This is a genomic window from Burkholderia sp. SRS-25 (assembly GCF_004343765.1).
Lineage (GTDB): Bacteria > Pseudomonadota > Gammaproteobacteria > Burkholderiales > Burkholderiaceae > Burkholderia > Burkholderia contaminans.
This window is the reverse complement of sequence record NZ_PTXM01000018.1, coordinates 189,770-210,874: the sequence shown is the minus strand read 5'-3', so window position 1 is coordinate 210,874 and position 21,105 is coordinate 189,770. Positions and strand designations below refer to the sequence as shown.

General features: G+C 69.5%; 22 protein-coding genes. 12 read left to right on the top strand and 10 right to left on the bottom strand.

Annotated features, from left to right (window positions below; genetic code table 11):
• Positions 1 to 43: 43 nt before the first annotated feature.
• Positions 44 to 1,003, bottom strand: a complete 960-nt coding sequence (locus C5O79_RS25340; RefSeq protein WP_039346483.1) for a nitronate monooxygenase family protein — start codon at positions 1,001 to 1,003, stop codon at positions 44 to 46.
• A gap of 266 nt (positions 1,004 to 1,269) precedes the next feature.
• Here C5O79_RS25340 and C5O79_RS25335 point away from each other — a divergent pair, with 266 nt between their 5' ends.
• A complete protein-coding gene (locus C5O79_RS25335) occupies positions 1,270 to 2,166 on the top strand; it encodes an alpha/beta hydrolase (protein ID WP_122474401.1) in 897 nt (298 codons plus the stop codon).
• Between the two features lie 45 nt (positions 2,167 to 2,211).
• Here C5O79_RS25335 and C5O79_RS25330 read toward each other — a convergent pair whose 3' ends face one another.
• Positions 2,212 to 2,703, bottom strand: a complete 492-nt coding sequence (locus C5O79_RS25330; protein WP_011353413.1) for an Lrp/AsnC family transcriptional regulator — start codon at positions 2,701 to 2,703, stop codon at positions 2,212 to 2,214.
• 112 nt (positions 2,704 to 2,815) lie between these two features.
• Here C5O79_RS25330 and C5O79_RS25325 point away from each other — a divergent pair, with 112 nt between their 5' ends.
• Complete coding sequence (locus C5O79_RS25325) at positions 2,816 to 3,718, top strand: DMT family transporter (protein ID WP_122474400.1); 903 nt, start codon at positions 2,816 to 2,818, stop codon at positions 3,716 to 3,718.
• A 263-nt stretch (positions 3,719 to 3,981) separates the two neighbouring features.
• On the opposite strand, the gene C5O79_RS25320 is transcribed toward C5O79_RS25325, so the two are convergent.
• Genes C5O79_RS25320 through C5O79_RS25305 form a run of 4 tightly spaced genes read right to left on the bottom strand, consistent with a single transcriptional unit; the run spans position 3,982 to position 6,624 of the window.
• Positions 3,982 to 4,194, bottom strand: coding sequence for a DUF1289 domain-containing protein (locus tag C5O79_RS25320; RefSeq protein ID WP_047852301.1), 213 nt, complete (start codon positions 4,192 to 4,194; stop codon positions 3,982 to 3,984).
• On the bottom strand, positions 4,191 to 4,697 hold the full coding sequence (locus C5O79_RS25315) for a YbaK/EbsC family protein (protein WP_039346541.1): 507 nt from the start codon (positions 4,695 to 4,697) through the stop codon (positions 4,191 to 4,193). The genes C5O79_RS25320 and C5O79_RS25315 overlap by 4 nt, the downstream gene beginning before the upstream one ends.
• Before the next feature lie 26 nt (positions 4,698 to 4,723).
• Positions 4,724 to 5,656 (bottom strand): hydroxymethylglutaryl-CoA lyase, encoded by a 933-nt coding sequence (locus C5O79_RS25310; RefSeq protein ID WP_046544281.1) that lies wholly within the window; start codon positions 5,654 to 5,656, stop codon positions 4,724 to 4,726.
• Positions 5,657 to 5,682: 26 nt separating this feature from the next.
• Positions 5,683 to 6,624, bottom strand: coding sequence for a glyoxylate/hydroxypyruvate reductase A (locus C5O79_RS25305; RefSeq protein WP_046544282.1), 942 nt, complete (start codon positions 6,622 to 6,624; stop codon positions 5,683 to 5,685).
• 335 nt (positions 6,625 to 6,959) lie between these two features.
• Here C5O79_RS25305 and C5O79_RS25295 point away from each other — a divergent pair, with 335 nt between their 5' ends.
• Positions 6,960 to 7,583 (top strand): alpha/beta hydrolase, encoded by a 624-nt coding sequence (locus C5O79_RS25295; RefSeq protein ID WP_039346467.1) that lies wholly within the window; start codon positions 6,960 to 6,962, stop codon positions 7,581 to 7,583.
• 256 nt (positions 7,584 to 7,839) lie between these two features.
• Here the strand turns inward: C5O79_RS25295 and C5O79_RS25290 are convergent, their stop codons facing one another.
• On the bottom strand, positions 7,840 to 8,124 hold the full coding sequence (locus C5O79_RS25290; RefSeq protein ID WP_122474399.1) for a hypothetical protein: 285 nt from the start codon (positions 8,122 to 8,124) through the stop codon (positions 7,840 to 7,842).
• A 557-nt stretch (positions 8,125 to 8,681) separates the two neighbouring features.
• Between C5O79_RS25290 and C5O79_RS25285 the strand changes: the two genes are divergently transcribed.
• The 3 genes from C5O79_RS25285 to C5O79_RS25275 are packed head-to-tail and all read left to right on the top strand — an operon-like array spanning position 8,682 to position 12,680.
• Positions 8,682 to 9,440 (top strand): (2Fe-2S)-binding protein, encoded by a 759-nt coding sequence (locus C5O79_RS25285; RefSeq protein WP_122474398.1) that lies wholly within the window; start codon positions 8,682 to 8,684, stop codon positions 9,438 to 9,440.
• Between the two features lie 16 nt (positions 9,441 to 9,456).
• Positions 9,457 to 10,458: a xanthine dehydrogenase family protein subunit M gene (locus C5O79_RS25280; protein ID WP_046544285.1), complete on the top strand. Its 1,002-nt coding sequence runs from the start codon at positions 9,457 to 9,459 to the stop codon at positions 10,456 to 10,458.
• Entirely contained in the window at positions 10,455 to 12,680 is a 2,226-nt protein-coding gene (locus tag C5O79_RS25275; RefSeq protein ID WP_131931837.1) for a xanthine dehydrogenase family protein molybdopterin-binding subunit, read from the top strand. The genes C5O79_RS25280 and C5O79_RS25275 overlap by 4 nt, the downstream gene beginning before the upstream one ends.
• 9 nt (positions 12,681 to 12,689) lie before the next feature.
• On the opposite strand, the gene C5O79_RS25270 is transcribed toward C5O79_RS25275, so the two are convergent.
• Entirely contained in the window at positions 12,690 to 13,610 is a 921-nt protein-coding gene (locus tag C5O79_RS25270) for a LysR substrate-binding domain-containing protein (RefSeq protein WP_047852295.1), read from the bottom strand.
• Between the two features lie 112 nt (positions 13,611 to 13,722).
• Here C5O79_RS25270 and C5O79_RS25265 point away from each other — a divergent pair, with 112 nt between their 5' ends.
• The gene (locus C5O79_RS25265) at positions 13,723 to 14,361 is read left to right on the top strand and encodes a glutathione S-transferase (RefSeq protein WP_131931835.1); all 639 of its coding nucleotides are present in this window, start codon (positions 13,723 to 13,725) and stop codon (positions 14,359 to 14,361) included.
• Between the two features lie 66 nt (positions 14,362 to 14,427).
• Here the strand turns inward: C5O79_RS25265 and C5O79_RS25260 are convergent, their stop codons facing one another.
• Positions 14,428 to 15,699 carry an MFS transporter gene (locus C5O79_RS25260; RefSeq protein ID WP_131931833.1) on the bottom strand — a complete coding sequence of 424 codons (1,272 nt, stop codon included), beginning with the start codon at positions 15,697 to 15,699 and terminating at the stop codon, positions 14,428 to 14,430.
• A 106-nt stretch (positions 15,700 to 15,805) separates the two neighbouring features.
• Between C5O79_RS25260 and C5O79_RS25255 the strand changes: the two genes are divergently transcribed.
• From C5O79_RS25255 to C5O79_RS25245, 3 genes are all read left to right on the top strand, one after another.
• Positions 15,806 to 16,858, top strand: coding sequence for a LysR substrate-binding domain-containing protein (locus tag C5O79_RS25255; protein WP_124473087.1), 1,053 nt, complete (start codon positions 15,806 to 15,808; stop codon positions 16,856 to 16,858).
• 96 nt (positions 16,859 to 16,954) lie between these two features.
• The gene (locus C5O79_RS25250) at positions 16,955 to 17,182 is read left to right on the top strand and encodes a prevent-host-death protein (RefSeq protein WP_039346445.1); all 228 of its coding nucleotides are present in this window, start codon (positions 16,955 to 16,957) and stop codon (positions 17,180 to 17,182) included.
• Positions 17,182 to 17,562, top strand: a complete 381-nt coding sequence (locus tag C5O79_RS25245) for a type II toxin-antitoxin system VapC family toxin (RefSeq protein WP_122474393.1) — start codon at positions 17,182 to 17,184, stop codon at positions 17,560 to 17,562. Before C5O79_RS25250 ends, C5O79_RS25245 begins: the two co-directional genes overlap by 1 nt.
• 21 nt (positions 17,563 to 17,583) lie before the next feature.
• On the opposite strand, the gene dapA is transcribed toward C5O79_RS25245, so the two are convergent.
• Positions 17,584 to 18,477: a 4-hydroxy-tetrahydrodipicolinate synthase gene (gene dapA, locus C5O79_RS25240; RefSeq protein ID WP_047852290.1), complete on the bottom strand. Its 894-nt coding sequence runs from the start codon at positions 18,475 to 18,477 to the stop codon at positions 17,584 to 17,586.
• 452 nt (positions 18,478 to 18,929) lie between these two features.
• Here dapA and C5O79_RS25230 point away from each other — a divergent pair, with 452 nt between their 5' ends.
• Both C5O79_RS25230 and C5O79_RS25225 read left to right on the top strand, forming a co-directional pair.
• Positions 18,930 to 19,949 (top strand): sulfate ABC transporter substrate-binding protein, encoded by a 1,020-nt coding sequence (locus C5O79_RS25230; protein ID WP_046544293.1) that lies wholly within the window; start codon positions 18,930 to 18,932, stop codon positions 19,947 to 19,949.
• A 179-nt stretch (positions 19,950 to 20,128) separates the two neighbouring features.
• Positions 20,129 to 21,091 (top strand): ion channel, encoded by a 963-nt coding sequence (locus C5O79_RS25225; RefSeq protein ID WP_122474390.1) that lies wholly within the window; start codon positions 20,129 to 20,131, stop codon positions 21,089 to 21,091.
• Positions 21,092 to 21,105 lie beyond the last annotated feature (14 nt).

The following is a 21,105-nucleotide window of genomic DNA, read 5'->3' as shown; positions in this document are numbered from 1 at the left end:
CGCTTTTCGTTTTGTCCGACGGTATTCGCGCCGGCGGCGGCCGTCAGCGCGGAATGCCGAGCCGCGCCTTCGCGTCGTCGTACTCGCGCTTCAGGCGCTCGACGAGCGCGCCCACGCTCGGCAGGTCGTCCATCAGGCCGACGCCCTGGCCGGCGCCCCAGATGTCCTTCCACGCCTTCGTCTTGTCGCTGCCGAAATTCATCTTGGTCTTGTCGGATTCCGGCAGCGCCTCCGGATCGAGCCCGGCCTTCTCGATGCTCTCGCGAATGTAGTTGCCGTGCACGCCCGTGAACAGGTTCGTGTAGATGATGTCCGACGATTTCGCGTTCACGATCGCGTGCTTGTAGTCGTCGATCGCGTGCGCTTCCTGCGTCGCGATGAAGCGCGTGCCCATGTACGCGAAATCGGCGCCCATCGCCTGCGCGGCGAGGATCGAGCCGCCGTTCGCGATCGCGCCGGACAGCACGATCGGGCCGTCGAAGATCTTGCGGACTTCGCCGACGAGCGCGAACGGCGACGTCGTGCCCGCATGGCCGCCTGCGCCGGCCGCGACGAGGATCAGACCGTCGACACCGGCCTCGAGCGCCTTCTGCGCGTGGCGCAGGTTGATCACGTCGTGCAGCACGATGCCGCCGTAGCTGTGCACCGCGTCGACGATCTCGCGCGCCGGTGCGCGCAGGCTCGTGATGAAGATCGGCACCTTGTGCTCGACGCACACGCGCACGTCATGCTCGAGCCGCGCATTCGACTGATGGACGATCTGGTTGACCGCGATCGGGCCGATCACCGCGCCGGGATTCTTTGCCTGGTGGTCGGCGAGCTCGGACTGGATCTGCGTGAGCCACTCGTCGAGCAGTTCGGCCGGACGGGCGTTGAGCGCGGGGAACGAACCCACGATGCCCGCCTTGCATTGCGCGAGCACGAGTTCGGGGTAGCTGACGATGAACATCGGCGACGCGATGACGGGCAGCGTCAGGTTCTGCAGGACGGTGGGCAATGCCATGTGATGTCTCCAGTCTCCAGGGGCGCCCGCGCGGTCGCGCCGACGCCATGCTTTGCGGTCGAACGGTGATTCAAGTGTAGTGGCGAAACGAGGTCGTCCTTATTAATACGAACGATCGTGCGATTCTACGCGAGCTTAACAAAATGCGCGGTGTGCCGGCAATCGAGTGAGTGTTCTCTTTCTACGGATTCTGGCTGTTGCCCCGCTGTGCAGATGCACGAGCGCTCCTAAAATAGCCGCCATAACAAACCAACGAGAAACAAACCATGTCGTTTGAGGCGTTTGCACCGTTTCGCGTGACGGTGCAGGACACCGACATTTTCGGTGTCAAAGGAGGCGCGGGTCCGCCGCTCCTGTTGCTGCACGGACATCCGCAAACCCACATGATCTGGCATCGCGTTGCCGCGACGCTCGCGAATCATTTCACGGTGATCGCCACCGACCTGCGCGGGTACGGTGCGTCGGGCAAGCCGCCGAGCGATGCGCAGCACATGGCGTATTCGAAACGGGCGATGGCGGCCGACCAGGTCGCCGTGATGCGGCATTTCGGTTTCGACCACTTCCATGTGTGCGCGCACGATCGCGGCGCGCGGGTTGCGCACCGGCTCGCGCTCGATCATCCGGACGCCGTCGAGCGGATGATGCTGCTCGACATCGCGCCGACGCTCGCGATGTACGAGAAAACCGATCGCGCGTTCGCGACCGCGTATTTCCACTGGTTCTTCCTGATCCAGCCGGAACCGCTGCCCGAGACGCTGATCGGCGCGCATACCGATGCGTACATCGAGCGCGTGATGGGCAACCGGTCCGCCGGCCTTGCGCCGTTCGCGCCCGAGGCGCTCGCCGCGTACCGGGCCGCGCTCGCGCAGCCGGGCGCCGTGCATGCGATGTGCGAGGACTACCGCGCGTCCGCGACGATCGATCTCGAGCACGACCGTGCGGATCTCGAGCGCGGCAGCAAGGTCGCGTGCCCGCTGCGCGTGCTGTGGGGCGAGAACGGGATCGTCGGCCGCTGCTTCGATCCGCTCGCCGAATGGCGCCGCGTGGCGCGCGACGTCAGCGGCCGCGCGCTCGAGTGCGGGCACTACATTCCGGAAGAGGCGCCCGTCGCGCTGATCGACGAACTGCTGGCGTTCTTCGAGGCGCGCGACGCGGCTGCCTGACGGCACGCGTGAGCGCATAGGCGGCGCGGCCGCGTGCCGGCTCGTTCAGCGGTGCGCGCCGTCGTCCTCGACGAGCGGCGGCAACCGGCGCGGCACCGGTGTCGATTTGACGATCGCGGTGCTCGTCTCGGCGCGCTCCGTCACTTTCGACAGGATGTCGTCGAGGTGCGCGATCGTGCGCAGGTAGAGCCGGCAGATGAAGCAGTCGTCGCCGGTCACCTTGTCGCACTCCACGAATTCGGGAATCCGCCGCAGCATCTCTTCGACCAGATGCAACTGGCCGGGCAGCGGCTTCACGCGAACGATCGCCTGCAGCGTGTAGCCGAGCGCGCGCGGGTCGAGCTCGACGGTGAAGGCGGCGATCACGCCTTGCGCTTCGAGCCGCCGCACGCGGTCGGCGGTCGCGGGCGCCGACAGCCCGATCTGCCGGGCGAGTTCGCTGGTGGCGATGCGCGCGTCGTCGGCCAGCGCCGCGAGAATCGCGCGGTCGGTCGCGTCGAGCGACGCGACGGCAGGCGGGGAAAGGCGTTTCGGCATGATCGCTTTGCTTTCGAAGGTGAATCGGACGATTCACTTCAGTTTAGCCGTGGTTGCCGCGAAAGCAAGTTTCTAGAATCGAAGTCATCCACTCTTCCGAACGGAGTTCAAGATGGCTTCGAATGAAATGCGCCGCGGCGCCGCCGAGATGGTCGTCGCGATGATGATGTCCGGCACGATCGGCTGGCTCGTGATGTCGTCGCAGCAGCCGCTGACGAACGTCGTGTTCTTCCGCTGCCTGTTCGGCGCCGCGACGCTCGCGATCGTCTGCGCGGCGTTCGGGTTCCTGCGCCGCGCGCTGTTCTCGCCGCGGATGCTCGCACTGGCGACGCTCGGCAGCGTCGCGATCGTCGCGAACTGGCTCCTGCTGTTCGCCGCCTATTCGCGCGCTTCGATCTCGATGGCGACCGCCGTCTACAACACGCAGCCGTTCATGCTCGTCGCGCTCGGCGCGATCGTGTTCCGCGAGCGGATCACCGCGTCGACGGTCGCGTGGCTCGCGCTCGCGTTCGTCGGGCTCGTCGCCGTGGTGCGCGTCGAGCCGGCCGTGCTCGCGGTGCCGGGCGAATATCTGGAAGGCGTCGCGCTGTCGCTCGGTGCCGCGTTCCTTTACGCGATCTCGTCGATCGTCACGAAGCACCTGAAGGGCACGCCGCCGCACCTCCTCGCGTTGCTGCAGGCCGGCCTCGGGGTCCTGCTGCTCGCGCCGTTCGCGCACTTCGGCACGTTGCCGGCGACTGCCGGGCAGTGGCTCGACCTCGTCGTGCTCGGCGTCGTGAACACAGGTCTGATGTATGTGCTGCTGTACGGCGCGATCCAGAAGCTGCCGACCGCGATGACCGGCGCGCTGTCGTTCGTCTATCCGGTCGTCGCGATCGTCGTCGATCGCGTCGCGTTCGGGCAGACGCTCGCGTGGACGCAGGTGGTCGGCGCGCTGCTGATCCTGCTCGCGGCGGCCGGCGTGAATCTCGGCTGGCGCATCGTGCCCGCGCGTCGCGCGGCCGTCGGCAACTGAAACGGTCGTGCGATTCGGTGCCGCTGCGGGGCAGTGCGGCGGTTCGTCGAATGCGTATTCAGGAGCGCGTATTGCGGGCAGAGGAGGCGCGCATGGCGAGCAAAAGCCGTGCGCGCGCACGCGTGGAAGACGCTGTAAGAAGTTGTAGGGAAACACCCGATGCGATGCGGCCGCGTCGCTCGTATGATGCGGGCTGTGACGTTGATCACGTTCACAGGATTCCGATCTCATGCCGTTCGCCCGTCAGGCTGAACGGCTTTTTTTTATGCGCCGCTCCTCGCGAGCAGACGCCGCCGCGCATCGAGCCGCGCGAGCAACGCGCGCCTTGCGTCATCGTCCGACGCGCGCCATCCCTTGATCTCGTCGCGCGTGCGCAGGCAGCCCGCACACCAGTCGGTGCGCGGATCGATCCGGCATACGTCGGTGCACGGCGACGCGACCGTGCCGACCGTCACCGTCACCGGCACGTCGCTCATGCGGGCTCCCGCAACGCGACGTCCGCGACCGGCGCGCCCGTCAGCGACACGAGTTCGTTCGGCGACAGGTTGAACACCGCGTGCGGATGGCCGGCGGCGGCCCACAGGCTGTCGAGTTCGAGCAGGTCGGCGTCGATCAGCGTGACGGGTTCGACGAGATGGCCGATCGGGCAGACGCCGCCGATCGCATAACCGGTGTTGTCGCGCACGAACTTCGCGTCCGCGCGGCCGACCGCGCCGACCTGCGCGGCGACCTTCTTCTCGTCGACGCGATTGACGCCGCTCGCGACCACGAGCACCGGCGCGCCGTCCGACTGGCGGCGAAACAGGATCGACTTCGCGATCTGCGCGACCGAGCAGCCGAGCCCGGCCGCGGCCTCGGCCGACGTCTTGCCGGTTTCGGCGAGCATCACGATGCCTTTCGCATGGCCGCGCTCGCGCAGCAGCAGCGCGACGCGTCGCGCGGAATCGGGGAGTGAATCGAATGAAGCAGGTGTCGTCATGTTGAGGAATCCATCGAATACCGGGGTCATACGCAGTTCGCGGCGTCGGCCGCGCTCTGCGCCTTGGCGAGCAGTGCGCGACCGGCGCGCGATACGTTCGCGCGGCCGATCGCGTTCGAGATGAAGTCGCCGGCGGCGACGACCTGTGCGAGGTCGATGCCGGTGTCGATGCCGAGGCCCTGCATCAGGTACAGCACGTCCTCGGTCGCGACGTTGCCGGTCGCGCCCTTCGCGTACGGGCAGCCGCCGAGGCCGGCGACCGACGCGTGGAAGATCTCGATCCCTTCGAACAGCGCCGCGTAGATGTTCGCGAGCGCCTGGCCGTAGGTGTCGTGGAAGTGGCCCGACAGGCGTTCGCGCGGGAACACGCGCGTGACGGCCGCGAGCACCTCGCGCGTGCGCTTCGGCGTGCCGACGCCGATCGTGTCGGCGATGTCGATCTCGTCGCAGCCGAGCGCCGCGAAGCGCTCGACGACGTCGACGACCGATGCGACGGGCACTTCGCCCTGGTACGGGCAGCCGAGCGTGCACGACACGCTGCCGCGCAGCCGCAGGCCCGCATCCTTCGCCGCCTTCGCGACGGGCTCGAAGCGCGCGATGCTTTCGGCGATGCTGCAGTTGATGTTCCGCTGCGAGAACGCCTCGCTCGCCGCGCCGAAGATCACGACTTCGTCCGCGCGCGCGGCGACGGCATTCTCGAAGCCCTTCAGGTTCGGCGTGAGCACCGAGTACACGGTGCCCGCGCGGCGCTCGATGCCGGCCATCACGTCGGCGCCGTCGGCCATCTGCGGCACCCATTTCGGCGACACGAACGACGCGGCCTCTACGTTGCGGAAGCCGGCGTGCGACAACCGGTCGACGAGCGCGATCTTCACGTCGGTCGGCACGAAGGTCTTCTCGTTCTGCAGCCCGTCGCGCGGGCCGACTTCGACGATCTTGACGGCGGTGGGGAACGTCATGGTTGTCTCCTGATTTGCTTGTAGGTTCAGTAGCCGCGTGCGTAGTCGACGATGCCGCCGACGCGCTCGCCGCGCTCCAGTGCGCGGATCTTGCCGGCGATCTGGGCGACGGCTTCGTCGCGCAGCGTCTCGGCCGAGCTGTGCGGCGTGATCGTGATGCGCGGCGCGTGCCAGAACGGATGGTCTTCAGGCAGCGGCTCGCGATGGAATACGTCGAGCGTCGCGGCGGCGATCTGGCCGCTCGAGAGCGCGTCCAGCAGATCGGCTTCGACGAGATGCGCGCCGCGCGCGACGTTGACGACATACGCGCCGGGCGCGAGCCGCGCGAACGCGCGCGACGACAGGATGCCGTCGGTGTCGGGCGTGCTCGGCAGCAGGTTGACGAGCACCTTCGCCCCGTCGATGCACGCATCGAATGCGCCGTCTCCGGCGAAGGTCGTCACGCCGTCGAGCTGCTTCGCGCTGCGGCTGTAGCCGCGCACGGGCAGGCCGAGCGCGGCGAGCGCGCGCGCGACCTGTGCGCCGAGCACGCCGAGGCCGAGCACGGCGACGGTGAAGCTCGCGCGCGCATGCGGTTCGAGCGGCTGCCAGCGGCGCTCGCGCTGCAGCACTTCGTACTCGTCGAAGCGGCGCAGGTAGCGCAGCACCGCGTGGGTCACGTATTCGACCATCTGCTGCGCCATGCCCGAATCTTCGAGCCGCACGAGCGGCACGTGCCGCGGCAGCGTGCCCGGATGCGCGTGCTCGAGCGCGAGCAGCGCGTCGACGCCGGCGCCGAGGTTGAAGATCGCGCGCAGGCCGTCGCGCGGGGCGAAGAATTCACGCGGCGCGCGCCAGACCAGCGCGTAGTCGGCGGCGGCCGTGTCGCCCGGCTGCCAAGCGCGCAGTTCGGCTTCCGGCAGCGCGTGCGCGATCTCGTCGCGCCACGCGCTGGCTTCCTGGTGCGGGGAGTGGAACAGGATCTTCATTGGGTGACGGCGCGCGCGCCGGCGAGGCGCGTCACGGGAGCGGCGAGAGGGGCCGGGCGCAGCGCGCCGGCGGGCGTAGCGGACATCGGACGTCTCCTGACGGCCAGGCGCCCGGCGCGTCGGCGCCTGGCCCCGGTTCCATGTGAAGCTGACGGGAAGCCCACATTCTACGGTCTCGCGGCGCATCGCGCGCCGGTGCGCGGGGCGGGCGGACGCCCCGGATGGCCGGCCCCCGGATGGCCGGCCCCCGCAAAAGCAAAGCACAAAATATTGGTTCGGCCGCCGGGGGCGCCGCGCCACAATCGAATCCCGTCTTCAAGCAAGCGAGGGCAATCATGCGCGCATGCAGCAAATCGGCGTGGCCGCCGCGGCTCGTGACCGTTCCGGGCCTGCACGGCAGCGAAGGCGCTCACTGGCAGACCTGGCTCGAACGGCAGTTCCCGCGCGCGTTGCGCGTCGAGCAGGACGACTGGGACGCGCCCGATCTCGCGCGCTGGGCGCAATCGGTGCGTGCATTGCTCGACCGCGAACGCGGCCCGTTCGTGCTGGCCGCGCACAGCTTCGGTTGCCTCGCGGCCGCACATGCGCTCGCGCAGTGGCCGCATACGGGCGATGTCGCGGGCGTGCTGCTCGTCGCGCCCGCCAGTCCGAAGAAATTCACGTTTGCCGGGCCGTTCGACGCGCGCCGGCTCGCCGTGCCGTCGATCGTGATCGGCAGCGAAACCGATCCGTGGATGCCGCTCGGCGACGCGCGCACGCTCGCGCAGCACCTGGGCAGCGCGTTCGTGAACCTCGGCGACGCGGGGCACATCAACACCGCGGCCGGCTTCGGGCCGTGGCCGCGCGCGAAGTACTTCATCGACACGCTCGTCCATTGCGCGGCACCGCTGCGCTTTCGCGACGCGGACGACGGCTTCGAGACCGCACTCGTCGATCGCGCGCTCGCGCACGCGGTCTGACGCGCCGGTTGCGCGGCGCATGCCGCGCTGAGGCTGTCGCGGCATGGTGCGCCGTCGCGCTTGCAATGCGCAGGCGGCACCTGACGGCGGCCGGTTCCGAATCGTTCGGCCGGCCGTGCTGGACGCGGCCCGCGAAGCGCTGCGACACCCTGCCGTTCGTGCCGTCGCCGACCGTTACGTCATGCCAGTGGCGGCTCGACGCGAGCGCCCACTGCTCTGCCTGAACAGTACCGACTCATATCGCGTGGCGTCGGGATCAGCCCGGCGACGACGCGGCGGCGCTTGACGCGGCTGCGTTCGTGGCCGGCTTCGCATCGTCGTCGTCATCGGGCGGGTAGTGCACGACGGGCGGCGCGAGCGGCGCGGCATCGGATGCGGCGGTATTCGCAATCGCGTCGCCGTTGAACGCGCTGGCGGCGCCGCTCGAGGCGCCGGCCTGCGGCGCGGCGCCGGTCGCGTTGGCGTCGTGCGGCGCGTCGTCGCTGCACGCGGCGACGAACACGGCGGCACACAGAGCAACGGCGACGGAAACGCGACGCATGACTTCTCTCCTGGCAGGCTGATCGGGGAACGTTTTCGAGTATGCCGCCGCGATGCGACGTTTCGGTGAATCGTTTGCGATTCCGGCCTGATCGCGAAACGTTTCCGTCAGGCTGACCGAATGCTGTCGCGGCGATCCACCGGCACGCATGGCCGAATTTTCCAGCAGAGGCTGATGTTGCGCGTATTTACACGGCGCGCGATGCCGCGACCCGGCCGCGGGGACGCGCGGGCACCCAGCGCGGCCTCGCAAATGCGATCGGCAATTTGCGACCGATGCGCGGCCGGCCAAGCCCAAAAACCGGGCGTTATTGCCGCTTCGTCAGCGTACGGCCAGCCGCGCGCCAGCGTGGCGTCATGGCGGCGCTATCACCCGGCAACTCGGCCCGTCTGCAGCCCGGTGCGCGCCGCGCACGGTAACCGGCGCTGCACCTGGATGCGGCTCTCCGCAGTTTCGCGGCACCCGAATTGCTCCTTGCCGATGCGTGAGCCGACCGCGTTGCCATCCGGACACGCGGCGCACATTCGCGTCCATCAATCACGGAGCTAGCAGAAGTCATGTCCAGCGATCGATCCGACTCCCCGTCTACCGAACCGGCGCGCGACGCTGCCCCGTCGCCGCTCGGGCCCCGCCATTCAGCGGCGCTGCCGCCGTTGCCGGACGATACGCCGTCCAGCGCCGCGCGGCGCCGCTTCCTGCAATCCGCGGCGGCTGCCGCGACCGTCAGCGCCGCATCGCACGTTCATCCGCAACCGCCGCACGCGGCATCCGCGCGGGCCGCACCCCGCCGCGATACGGTGCCGGCGCAGCCCGTGCGTCTCGACATCAACGGGCGCGCGTACACGCTGCAGCTCGAGCCGCGCGTCACGCTGCTCGACGCATTGCGCGAATACGTGGGGCTCACGGGTACGAAGAAGGGCTGCGATCGCGGGCAGTGCGGCGCGTGCACGGTGCTCGTCGACGGCCGGCGCATCAACGCGTGCCTGACGCTCGCGGTGATGCACGAAGGCGAGCGGATCACGACCGTCGAAGGGCTGGCGCGCGGCGGCGTGCTGAGCCCGGTGCAGCGCGCGTTCATCGAATGCGATGCGTTCCAGTGCGGCTACTGCACGTCCGGCCAGCTCTGCTCGGCGACCGCGCTGCTCGACGAGTTCGCGGCGGGTGCGGGGAGCGCTGCGACCGCCGACCTGCGGCGCCGTCCCGCGCGACTGTCGGACGACGAGATCCGCGAGCGCATGAGCGGCAACCTGTGCCGCTGCGGCGCGTACCCGAACATCGTCGCCGCCGTGCGCGCCGCGCACGTGGCGCACGGCTAGGCGCGGAGGCACCGCAATGGAAGCGATCTCCTACGAACGCGCGACCGACGTCGCCGGCGCCGTGCGCGCGGCGCAGCGGCCCGGCGCGGCCTTCATCGGCGGCGGCACGAACCTGCTGGACCTGATGAAGGGCGGCGTCGCGCGACCCGTCACGCTCATCGACATCACGCGCATCGCGGGCCTCGATACGGTCGATGCGCTGCCCGGCGGCGGCGTGCGCATCGGCGCGCTCGTGCGCAACAGCGATGCGGCCGATCATCCGCGTGTGCGCGCCGACTATCCGCTGCTGTCGCAGGCGCTGCTCGCCGGCGCGTCCGCGCAATTGCGCAACATGGCGACCGTCGGCGGCAACCTGATGCAGCGCACGCGCTGCCCGTATTTCTACGATCCCGCGTTCGCGCAATGCAACAAGCGCGAGCCGGGCAGCGGCTGCGCGGCAATCGGCGGCCACAACCGGATGCACGCGATCCTCGGCGCCAGCCCGCAGTGCGTCGCGGTGAACCCGTCGGACATGAGCGTCGCGCTCGCCGCGCTCGACGCCGTCGTGCAGGTGAGCGGCCCGCGCGGCGCACGGCAGATTCCGATCGCGTCGTTTCACCGCTTGCCGGGCGATCGTCCCGATCTCGACACGACGCTCGAACCGGGCGAACTGATCACCGCGGTGGACTTGCCGCCGCCGCGCTTTGCCGGCCATGCGCACTATCTGAAGGTGCGCGATCGTGCGAGTTACGCGTTCGCGCTGGTGTCGGTCGCGGCCGCGCTGCGGATGGACGGCCCGCACGTCGCCGACGCGCGGATCGCGCTCGGCGGCGTCGCGCACAAGCCGTTGCGTGCGATGGAGGCGGAAGCGCATCTCGCGGGCCGCACGCTGACCGACGCGACGCTGCGCGAGGCGGCCGCGCTGGCGTTGCGCGATGCGCGGCCGCTCGACGGCAATGGCTTCAAGGTCGCGCTCGCGCAGCGGGCGATCGTCCGTGCGGTCGAAACGGCAGCGGCCACGACGGGAGGTGCCGCATGAACACGATGACGGGACAGCCGCTCGACCGCGTCGACGGTGTACTGAAGGTGACGGGCGGCGCGCACTACGCGGCCGAATTCTCCGATGCGCGGCTCGCGCACGCGGTGCTCGTGACGAGCACGATCGCTTCCGGTCGCATCGAATCGATCGATGCGGCGCGCGCCGGTGCGATGTCGGGTGTGCTGAGCGTGATCACGCACGAGAACGCGATGCGGCTGCCCAACGGCGGCCGGCCGCCGTTGTCGCCGCCGGCCGGGCGCCGGCTCACGTTGCTGCAGGACGACACGGTGCGCTACAGCAACGAACCCGTCGCGGTCGTCGTCGCCGAAACGCTCGAGCAGGCGACCGACGCCGCACATGCCGTGCAGGTGCGCTATCGCGCGACCGATGCCGAGGCGGATTTCGCGCAGGCGAAGCGCGGTGCGCGCGTGCCGCCGAAGCAGCAGGGCCGCCCGATGGATACGCAGCGCGGCGACCTCGATGCGGGCCTGCGCGAAGGCGCGGTGCGCGTCGACGCAACCTATACGACGCCGATGCAGCACCACAACCCGATCGAGCCGCACGCGACGATGGCGCGCTGGGACGGCCCGACGCTCACGCTGCACGATGCGACGCAGGGCGTGTCGGGCGCGAGCACGGCGGTGGCCGCCGTGTTCGGCATCGCACCGGAACACGTGCGCGTGATTTCGCCATTTCTCGGCGGCGGCTTCGGCTGCAAGGGCTCATCGTGGTCGCACGTGTCGTTGTGCGCGATGGCCGCGAAGCAGGTCGGGCGCCCGGTTCGCCTCGCGCTGACGCGGCCGCAGATGTTCGGCCCGGTCGGCGGGCGGCCGTTCACCGAACAGCGCATCGTGCTGGCCGCGCGCCAGGACGGCACGTTGACGGCGATGCGCCACGACACGATCGCCACCACGTCGACGTTCGAGGACTGGATGGAGATGTGCGGGATGCCGTCGCGGATCATGTACGCGGTGCCGAACCACGCGACCACGCACCGGATCGTGTCGCTGAACGTCGGCACGCCGACGTTCATGCGTGCGCCCGGCGAGGCGTCGGGCTCGTTCGCGCTCGAATCGGCGATGGACGAGCTCGCGTGGCAACTCGACATGGACCCGGTCGCGCTGCGGCTCGCGAATTATGCGGAGGTCGATCCGCAGGACGGCAAGCCGTGGTCGAGCAACAAGTTGCGCGAATGCTACGAGGTCGGCGCGCGGCGCTTCGGCTGGTCGCGCCGCACCGGCGCGCCGCGCACGATGCGCGACGGCGACACGCTGATCGGCCTCGGGACGGCGGCCGCCACGTATCCGGCGAACCGCAGCGAAGCGTCCGCGCGGGCGCGCATCTTGCCTGACGGCACGGCCGAAGTCGCGTCGGGCACGCAGGACATCGGCACCGGAACCTACACGGTGATGACGCAGGTCGCGGCCGATGCGCTCGGTTTCTCGCCGCAGAACGTGCGCTTCGCACTCGGCGATTCCAGCCTGCCGCGTGCACCGGTATCGGGCGGCTCGCAGTCGGCGGCGAGCGTGGCGCCGGCCGTGCGCGAGGCCGCGCTGCAGGCGCGCGCGAAGCTGATCGCGCTGGCGGTCGCCGACCCCGGGTCGCCGCTGCACGGCGCCGCGGCTGACGACGTGACGCTCGACAACGGCTGGGTCGTGCATCGCGGCGAGCCGTCGCGGCGCGATCCGGCCGCGGCGGTGATCGCGCGTGCGGGCGGCCAGCCGATCGACGCGCAGGCGACGACCAAGCCGGGCGACGAGAAGTCACGCTATGCATCCCATTCGTTCGGCGCGGTATTTGCCGAAGTGCACGTCGACGCTGAGCTCGGCACGATTCGCGTACCTCGAATCGTCGGCGTCTACAGCGTCGGCAGCCTGCTCAACGCGAAAACGGCGCGCAGCCAGTTGATCGGCGGGATGGTGTGGGGCCTCGGCACCGCGCTCGAGGAAGGCTCGCATTTCGACGTGCGGCACGGCCGCTTCACGAACGCGAATCTCGCTGAATATCACGTCCCCGTGAACGCGGACATCGGCGAGCTCGACGTGAGTTTCGTCGACGAAAGCGACACGCATTTCAATCCGCTCGGCATTCGCGGCATCGGCGAGATCGGCATCACCGGCGTACCGGCCGCGATCGGCAATGCGGTCTATCACGCGACCGGCGTACGGGTGCGCGATCTGCCGATCACGCTCGACAAGGTGGCGATGCCGATGCGCGCGTGAGCGTCGGCGTCAGCGCCGCGGCGTCCGCCGCCGCACTTCGCTGCGCAGCCAGTCGAGCCACGTGCGGATCGCCGCTTCGTAGGGATGGTCGGGGCGCCACACGACGTAGTGCGCGTACACGTCGGCGATGCGCACCGTCGACACGCGCACGAGCGTGCCGTTAGCGAGTTCGGGCTCGATCAGCGAGCGGCGTGCGAGGGCGACGCCGCGGCCTTTCAGCGCCGCGTCGATCAACGCGTTCGCGTCGGTGAAACGCGGCGCGCGCGCGGATTCGGTGAGGTCGAGCCGCGCGGCCTGGAGCCACGGTTCCCACGGCTGCGCGGGATGGCGCAGCAGCGTCGCGCGCACGAGATCGGCCGGCACGCGCGGCGCGACGCCGTCGCGATTGCGATACGCGGGGCTCGCGACCGGAAAGATCGTCTCGTTCATCAGCTTCTCGGCGACGACACCGGGCCACGTGCCGGGCCCGTAACGCAGCGCGACGTCGATGCGGTCACGCTTGCGCAGCGGCGCGAGCGCCACCTCCGGGTGCAGCACGATCGCGATGTGCGGGTGCGCGGCCGCGAAGCGCGGCAGGCGCGGTGCGAGCCAGCGCTCGGCGACGCTCGGCAGCACGCTGACGTTCAGCGTGACGTCGCAGGTGCGCGGGCGGCTGCGCACGGCGAGTGCCGGCTCGAACGCGCGTTCGAGCACGCTGAGGCCCTGGCGTACCTGCAGTGCGAGCGCGTGCGCGGCGTGCGTCGGCGTCGCACCGTTACGCTCGCGCGTGAAGAGCGGATAGCCGAGCTGCGCCTCGAGCGCGCGGATGTGCTGGCTCACGGCGCCTTGCGTGAGCGCGAGCGCGTCGGCCGCGCGCGTGAAGCTCTGCAGCCGCACGGCGGTCTCGAATGCACGCAGCGTCTGTAGCGGAGGAAGGTGGATGCGTCGCATGCGGGTATTAGTAACACTAATGTCCGAGCACGACAATTCATCGTTTGCGGCGGGCCGGCACGCGTTCCTACACTCGGTTCCGTCTTCCACAGCCCCGTCGGGCCCCGCCACCATGAACGCATATCGTCTCTATCTTTCGCCGGGCGCGTGTTCGCTCGCCGTCCATATCGCACTGGAGGAAACCGGCGCGCCGTTCGACGTCGAAATCGTCTCCGTGCAGAAGCAGCAGAACCTCGAGGCGCGCTATCTCGCGATCAACGCGAAGGCGCGCGTGCCGGTGCTCGCGATTCCGGGCGAGCCGCACGTGCTGACCGAAACGCCGGCCATCCTCACGTATCTCGCGCGCCGTTATCCCGGTGCGCAATTGCTGCCGCTCGGCGACCCGCTGCGCGAGGCACGGTGCCACGAGTGGCTCGCCTGGCTGGTCGGCTGGGTGCATGGCGTCGGCTACGGCGCGCTGTGGCGACCGGGCCGCTTCATCGGCGATCCGGCGCTGCACAGCGAGGTCAGCGCGCACGGGCGACGCACGATCGAGGCCGCGAACGAGACGATCGAAGCCGCGCTCGCCGACGGCCGCACATGGGCCGAGCCGGGCGCGCATTCGATCGTCGATCCGTTCCTGTTCGTGCTGTATCGCTGGGGCGTCGCGATCGGGCTCGACATGACGCGGCATCCCGCGTGGACCGCCCACGCGCAGCGCGAGGCCGAGCGGCCGGCTGCGCGGCGTGCGTTGGCGCGCGAAGCGGCCTGACGGATTGCGCGGGCGTCGTGGCGTGCGCTGCGACGCCCGCGTGAGACGAGCGGCTGCCAGCGGCTGCTATTTCGCGGCGAACAGCGGATAGGTCGCGCCGGCGACCAGCGCGGCCGCGAGCCACACGACGCTCCACGAACTGACTGCGAGCAGCGGTGGAATCGCGAGGGGCGTCGCGAACAGCCCGAGGTAGACGATCGTATTGGCCATCCCGAGTGCGGTGCCCGCCTGATTCGCGCCCGCGAGTGTCGCGAGCTCCGTGTACGCGACGCCGTGCCACGCGGACACGCAGATGCCGGCGAAGACGAGAATCGCGACGATCGCCGCGAGCGGCACGTGTGCACTGCCAGCCGTTGCGGCTGCGAGCAGCGCGAACGAGCCGGCCGCGACGAATACCGATCCGCGCAGATACGCGCGCCGGTTGCCGTGCCGGTCGGTATGACGGCCGCTCCACACGCGCATCACCATCGCGCCCAGCTGCAGCGCGACCATCGCCGCACTGATGCCGGCGAGGCCGAGCCGGCCGAAGTCGTGCAGGAACACCGTCGCGAACGTGAGCACCGCGAACTGCGGCGCGCACAGCAGGCCGATGCCGAGCACGATGCGCCATACGGGGCCGCTCGCGAGCGGGTTGCGCACCTGCCGCGCGGATGGCTGCCGCTCGACGGGGCGATGCGTGGCCGGGTGCGCGAGGGCCGGTTCGGCCGGCGGCTCGTGCAGCCAGCGCCAGGTGAGCGCGGCAGAGCCCGCGCACAGCAGCATCAGCGCGCCGAATACCGCGGCGAAGCCCAGGTGCGACGCGAGCGACGGCAGCAGCGCCGCGCCGATGCCGCCGCCGAGCGGCACGGCCGTCTGGCGGATGCTCATCGCGAGCCCGCGTTCACGCTCGCCGAACCAGCGCATCACCGCGCGCCCGCTCGACCCGTTCACGCTGCCGCCGAGCAGGCCGACGCAGCACATCGCCGCGACGACGCGCATCAGCGGCGGCACGCCGTGCGCGGTCGGGACGATCGTGCCCACCATCAGCGCGAACATCGCGGCCGTCGCGACGAGCCCGGCGAGCAGCACGCGGCGGTCGCCGAAGCGGTCGGCGGCCATCCCCCACGGCAGTTCGGACAGCGCGACGCCGAAGCCGAGCGCGCCGAGCACGAGGCCGAGCGCGCCATTGTCGAGGTGATAGGCGGAGCGCATCCATACGGCCGTGGTCGGAATGCCGGCCGCCGCGGCCGAAAAGCTCATGTTCGCGGCGACGCCGGCCGCCAGCACGCGCCAGCGATGGGCTGCGCCGCGCACGTCGCGGGCGGACGAGGAGGGGGAAGCGATGTACGAGGTATCCATGACGGCAGGCCCGGTTGGAAATTGACATCCACAGTCTGGCGTCCTACATTCATCCTGAAAATCGGAAAGTTCTTGATGAATCGTTCGATAAAATAGGATGGTTGAGATGCCCGGACAAGACATTCCACGTGACGACGGCGAGTCGCTCGCGCTGGCCGATGCCACGCTGGCCCGGCCCAACTTCGACGTGGCGGCGCTGCGCAGCCTCGTCGCCGGGGTGGATCTCGGCAGTTTTGCGAAGGCGGCCGACCGCGTCGCGCGCTCGTCGTCGGCGGTGAGCGCGCAGATCCGCAAGCTCGAGGAGCAGGCCGGCACGCCGCTGTTCGTGAAGGCCGGCCGCGGGCTGGCGCTGACCGATGCCGGCGACGCGATGCTGCGCTATGCGCGGCGGATGATCGAGCTGAACGACGAGGCGGCCGCGGCCGTGCGCGGCATGAATCTCGACGGTTGGGTGCGTGTCGGGCTGCAGGAGGATTTCGGCGAGGCGATTCTGCCCGACGTGCTCGGGCGGTTCGCGCGTGCGCATCCGAAGGTGCGGATCGAGGCGCGCGTGGCGCGCAATGCCGACCTGCTCGACCGGCTCGACGCGAACCAGCTCGATCTCGCGCTGGTGTGGGGCGACCCGGCGTCGGCGGCGCTGGTGGCGCGCGCGGGGATCGACAGCGAAGCGATCGCGCAGGTGCCGATGCAGTGGGTGGGGGCGGCGGGGGCGGTCGCGACCGGCTTCGGCTTGCCGGGCGGCGGTGCAGAGGAGGAAGGCCGTGCGGACGAAACGGGCGGCGATGCGGTGCGCGCGCCGGGCGAGCCGCTGCCGCTCGTCGTGTTCGACCGGCCGTGCCGGTTCTTCGGTGCGGCGACCGGTGCGCTCGATCGCGCGGGCGTGCCGTGGCGCGTTGCGTTCACGACGCCCAGTCTCGCCGGGCTATGGGCCGCGGCGGCGGCCGGCCTCGGGTTGACGGTGCGCTCGCAGTACGGGCTGCCCGCGTCGGTGCGCGTGCTCGATGCGGCTGCGTGCGGGTTGCCGGCACTGCCGAGTTTGCCGCTGATCTTGCTGCGGCGCACGTCGTCGACGACGCCGACCGTCGATCGGCTCGCGCGGATCGTGAAGCAGGCGGTGCGGGATGCGACGGAGGGGGCGGGGGCTGCGCTGGCGGCGTGATGCCGATCGATACGTATGCGGTCGGCTGGACAATCGGCCTATTGGAGGAACGGAGCGAAGGTCGTGACAATGGTGGCTCACTCAATGGAGCCCATCATGCAAGTTGCCACTGTCCCTGAAGCCGCGCTCGACCTGCAGCGGCTGCTCGATGCCGCGATCGCGGGCGAACGCGTCGTAATTGCGCAGGACGGCAAACAGTCGGTCCGGCTGGTGCCGCTTGAACCCATCCATCGGTTCGGCGCCCTCAAGGGGCAGATATGGATGGCCGACGACTTCGATGCGCCCCTCTCCGCCGAAGAGTTGGCCGAGTTCGAAGGGAAGTAATGCGGTTGCTGGTCGATACGCACATCTTCCTGTGGATGTGGGGCGACGATCCGAAACTGAGCCTTCGTGCGCGCAGGCTGATCACCTGCGCCGATGCCGTGTTCGTCAGCAGTGCGAGCATCTGGGAGATGGCGATCAAAGCCGGGAAGGGAAAGCTGGACGTCGACGTGGATCGGCTCGTCGGTGAGATCAAGACGAGCAAGTATCGTGAGCTACCGGTCCGGGCCACGCACGGCGCTGCCGTGCGTCATCTGCCCCATCATCATGGCGACCCGTTCGACCGGTTGCTCGTTGCGCAAGCGTGGTGCGAACCGCTGTTGCTCGTCACGGCCGACAGCCACCTCGCGCAGTATGGCGCGTCCCGAATCCTGACAGTCTGAAACAGTTTCGGAAGCGAAATCCTACGCTACCGCGACAGCTTGCGGGGACGTTTCCAGTTCCCTGCAAATGGCCGCCAGCCGCTCTCTCAACCCTTCACTCGCCGGCACGAAGGGCAGCCGCAACCCGTCTTCGCACCACCCTTGCGCGGCCAGCACGGCCTTCACCGGCGCCGGGTTCGGCTCCGCGAACAGCGCCGCGACGAGCGGCTGCAGCGCGACCGACAGGCGCCGCGCGTCGGCGAGCCGACCGTCGCGCAGCAGCGCGTGGATGCGCACATGCCATTCGGGCAGCACGTGCGCGCTGCTTGCGATCGCGCCGTGCGCACCGGCGCACATCGCCGCGAAGTTCTGGTTGTCGTCGCCGGACAGGATCGCGAGCGGCGTGTCGTGCACGAGCCGGCTCATCCGGTCGAGCGTGCCGCCGCATTCCTTGATGCCCGCGACGCGCGGGTCGCGCGCGAGCGCCTGCAGCGTGTCCAGTTCGACGTTCACGCCGGTGCGGTACGGGATGTTGTAGACGAGCACCGGCAGGTCGGCCGCGTCGACGATCGCCTCGACGTGGCGGCGGATGCCGTCCTGCGTCGGCCGCACGTAGACGGGCGGCGTGACGAGCAGCCCGTCGGGCCGCAGCGCCGCGAGTTCGCGCGCACGGGCGGCCGCGAAATGCGTCGCGCTCGCCGTTAGCCCGACGACGATCGGCAGCCCGGGTGCCGCGTCGCGCAGCGTCGCGAACACGGCGTCCTGTTCGCGCGCGTCGAGCAGCACGCCTTCACCGGTCGTCGCGCCCGCGACGAAGCCCGCGAGGCCCGTGGCCGCATAGTGGCGCGCGAGTCGCGCGAGCGCGGCATGGTCGACTTCGCCGTGGTGGAACGGCGTGATGATCGGCAGCCAGATACCTTCGAAACGTGTGTTCATGCAGAGCCTCATGGTGGAAACGGAGTGGGAAGGAACCGTTCCGCCGGCGAGTGCCGGAGCGAGGCGTGCGAGCAAGGAGAAAGAAACGACCTGCGGGCATCCCGTCCGGCATTCGCCTGACGGGACGCGACGTCCCCGTCAGTCGAGGAGTCGTTTTTTCAGTTTCAGCCCGGCCGCGCGCGCACCTGCCGCGACGGCGGCGAGGATCGGAAGCGAGCGCAGGGCAGCGGACATGGAGGAACCGGGAAAATGGGCTGAGCGGCGATCTTAACACCGGATCCGATCCGCGCGCGAGCGTCCGTCGCCGTTTAGCAGAATTCGAGATTTGCTTTCCACGACTGATTGGAAAGGGCGTCGCGCCCGGCCGCTAGAATGCCCGCTTACGTTTCGATGACAGCGCGTACGCGTGCCGTCACGCACATTCACCACCACTGGAAACGGGGCATATCACGATGGCAAGCATGAAGGGGATCGGCCGCTGGCTGCACACGGGCGCGGCGGCGGCGCTGGTCGTGGCGGCAACGGCCGCACACGCGGATACGTCGATCCTGAACGTGTCGTACGACGTGACGCGCGAACTCTACAAGGACATCAACGCGGGTTTTGCTGCTGCCTACAAGCAGAAGACCGGCGAGACGATCGCGATCAAGCAGTCGCACGGCGCGTCGAGCGCGCAGGCGCTGTCGGTGCTGCAAGGGCTGCAGGCCGACGTCGTGACGATGAACCAGCCGAACGACATCGACCTGCTCGCCGAGCGCGGCCAGCTGCTGCCGAAGGACTGGCGCGCGCGTTTCCCGGACAACAGCTCGCCGTACTCGACCACGATGGTGTTCCTGGTGCGCAAGGGCAACCCGAAGGCGATCAAGGACTGGAGCGATCTCGCGAAGCCGGGTGTCCAGGTGATCATCGCGAACCCGAAGACGTCGGGCAACGGCCGCTATGCGTATCTCGCCGCGTGGGGCTTCCAGAAGCAGAAGGGTGCGACCGACCAGCAGGCGATCGACTTCGAGAAGGCGATCTTCCGCAACGTGCCGGTGCTCGACTCCGGCGGCCGCGGCGCGACGACGACGTTCACGCAGCGCGGCATCGGCGACGTGCTGGTCACGTTCGAGAACGAAGTCGCGCTGATGGACACCGGTGCGTCGGGCGCGCAGTTCGACGCGGTGTATCCGTCGGCGAGCATCCTCGCGGAGCCACCCGTCGCCGTCGTCGACAAGGTCGTCGACAAGAAGGGCACGCGCAAGGTCGCGCAGGCGTATCTGGACTACCTGTACACGCCGGAAGCGCAGGAGATCATCGCGCGACACCATCTGCGCCCGCGCGACGCGAACGTGCTGAAGAAGCATGCGGCCGAATTCAAGCCGCTGAAGACGTTCAGCGTCGAGCAGGTCTTCGGCAGCTGGGCGAACGCGCAGAAGACGCACTTCGCGGACGGCGGCACGTTCGACCAGGTGATCGTCGACCGCAAGTGAGCGCCGCGCGCACCGCGCGCTTGCCCGCACACCGACGACGCAGCCGGCCGCTTTCGCGGCCGGTTTTTTTTGCGCCGCGCAGCCGGCGGGGCGACGGATTTCCATTCCGAACCGGTACGCATACCCGGCCGCCGCCGCGCGTGCTACGCTCATCGCCTCCCTGTTTCCGGCACCGCGCGATGAACGTCGATTCGTCCTCCCCAGCCTCCCGCGGCCGTGGCCGCAAGCTCTGGTCGGGCACCCGCCCGGTGATCGCGTACGGGATGCCGCCGCTCGGCTGGCGCGACCTCTATCACCGCGCGCTGACGGTGAGCTGGCCCGTCTTCTTCCTGTCGCTCGCCGTGCTGTTCCTGCTGCTCAACGGCGCTTTTGCGATGCTCTACCTGCTTGGCCATGCACCGATTGCGAACCAGTCGCCGGCCGGCTTCGGCGGCGCGTTTTTCTTCAGTGTCGAGACACTCGCGACCGTCGGCTACGGCGACATGCATCCGCAGACCGTCTATGCGCACCTGGTCGCGACGTTCGAGATCTTCGTCGGGATGTCGGGCATCGCGATGGCCACCGGGCTCGTGTTCGCGCGGTTTTCGCGGCCGCAGGCGAAGATCCTGTTCGCACGCTACGCGATCGTCCGGCCGTTGAACGGCAGGATGACGCTGATGGTGCGCGCCGCGAATGCGCGCCAGAACGTGATTGCCGAGGCGCAGGCGAAACTGCGGCTGATGCGCGTCGAGGGCACGCACGAGGGCTATACGCTGCGCAAGATCCACGACTTGGCGCTCGTGCGCAGCGAGCATCCGATTTTCCTGCTCGGCTGGAACCTGATGCACGTGATCGACGAGTCGAGCGCGCTGTTCGGCGAGACGCCCGAATCGCTCGCTGCACGCGAGGCGTCGTTGCTGATCACGATCGAAGGCTCGGACGAGACGACCGCGCAGGTGATGCAGGCGCGTCATTCCTGGGAGCATGGCGAGATCCGCTGGCGTCACCGCTATGTCGACCTGATGCACGACGAAGACGGCATCACGCACATCGACTACACGCATTTTCATGAGGTGGTGCCGGTCGACGCCGATACCGACGAGCGCGGCTCGCCGGGTGCGGTGGTCAATGCCGGCGCCGCGACGTCGGGCCCGGCCGCGTAGGTGCGCTCGCGGGC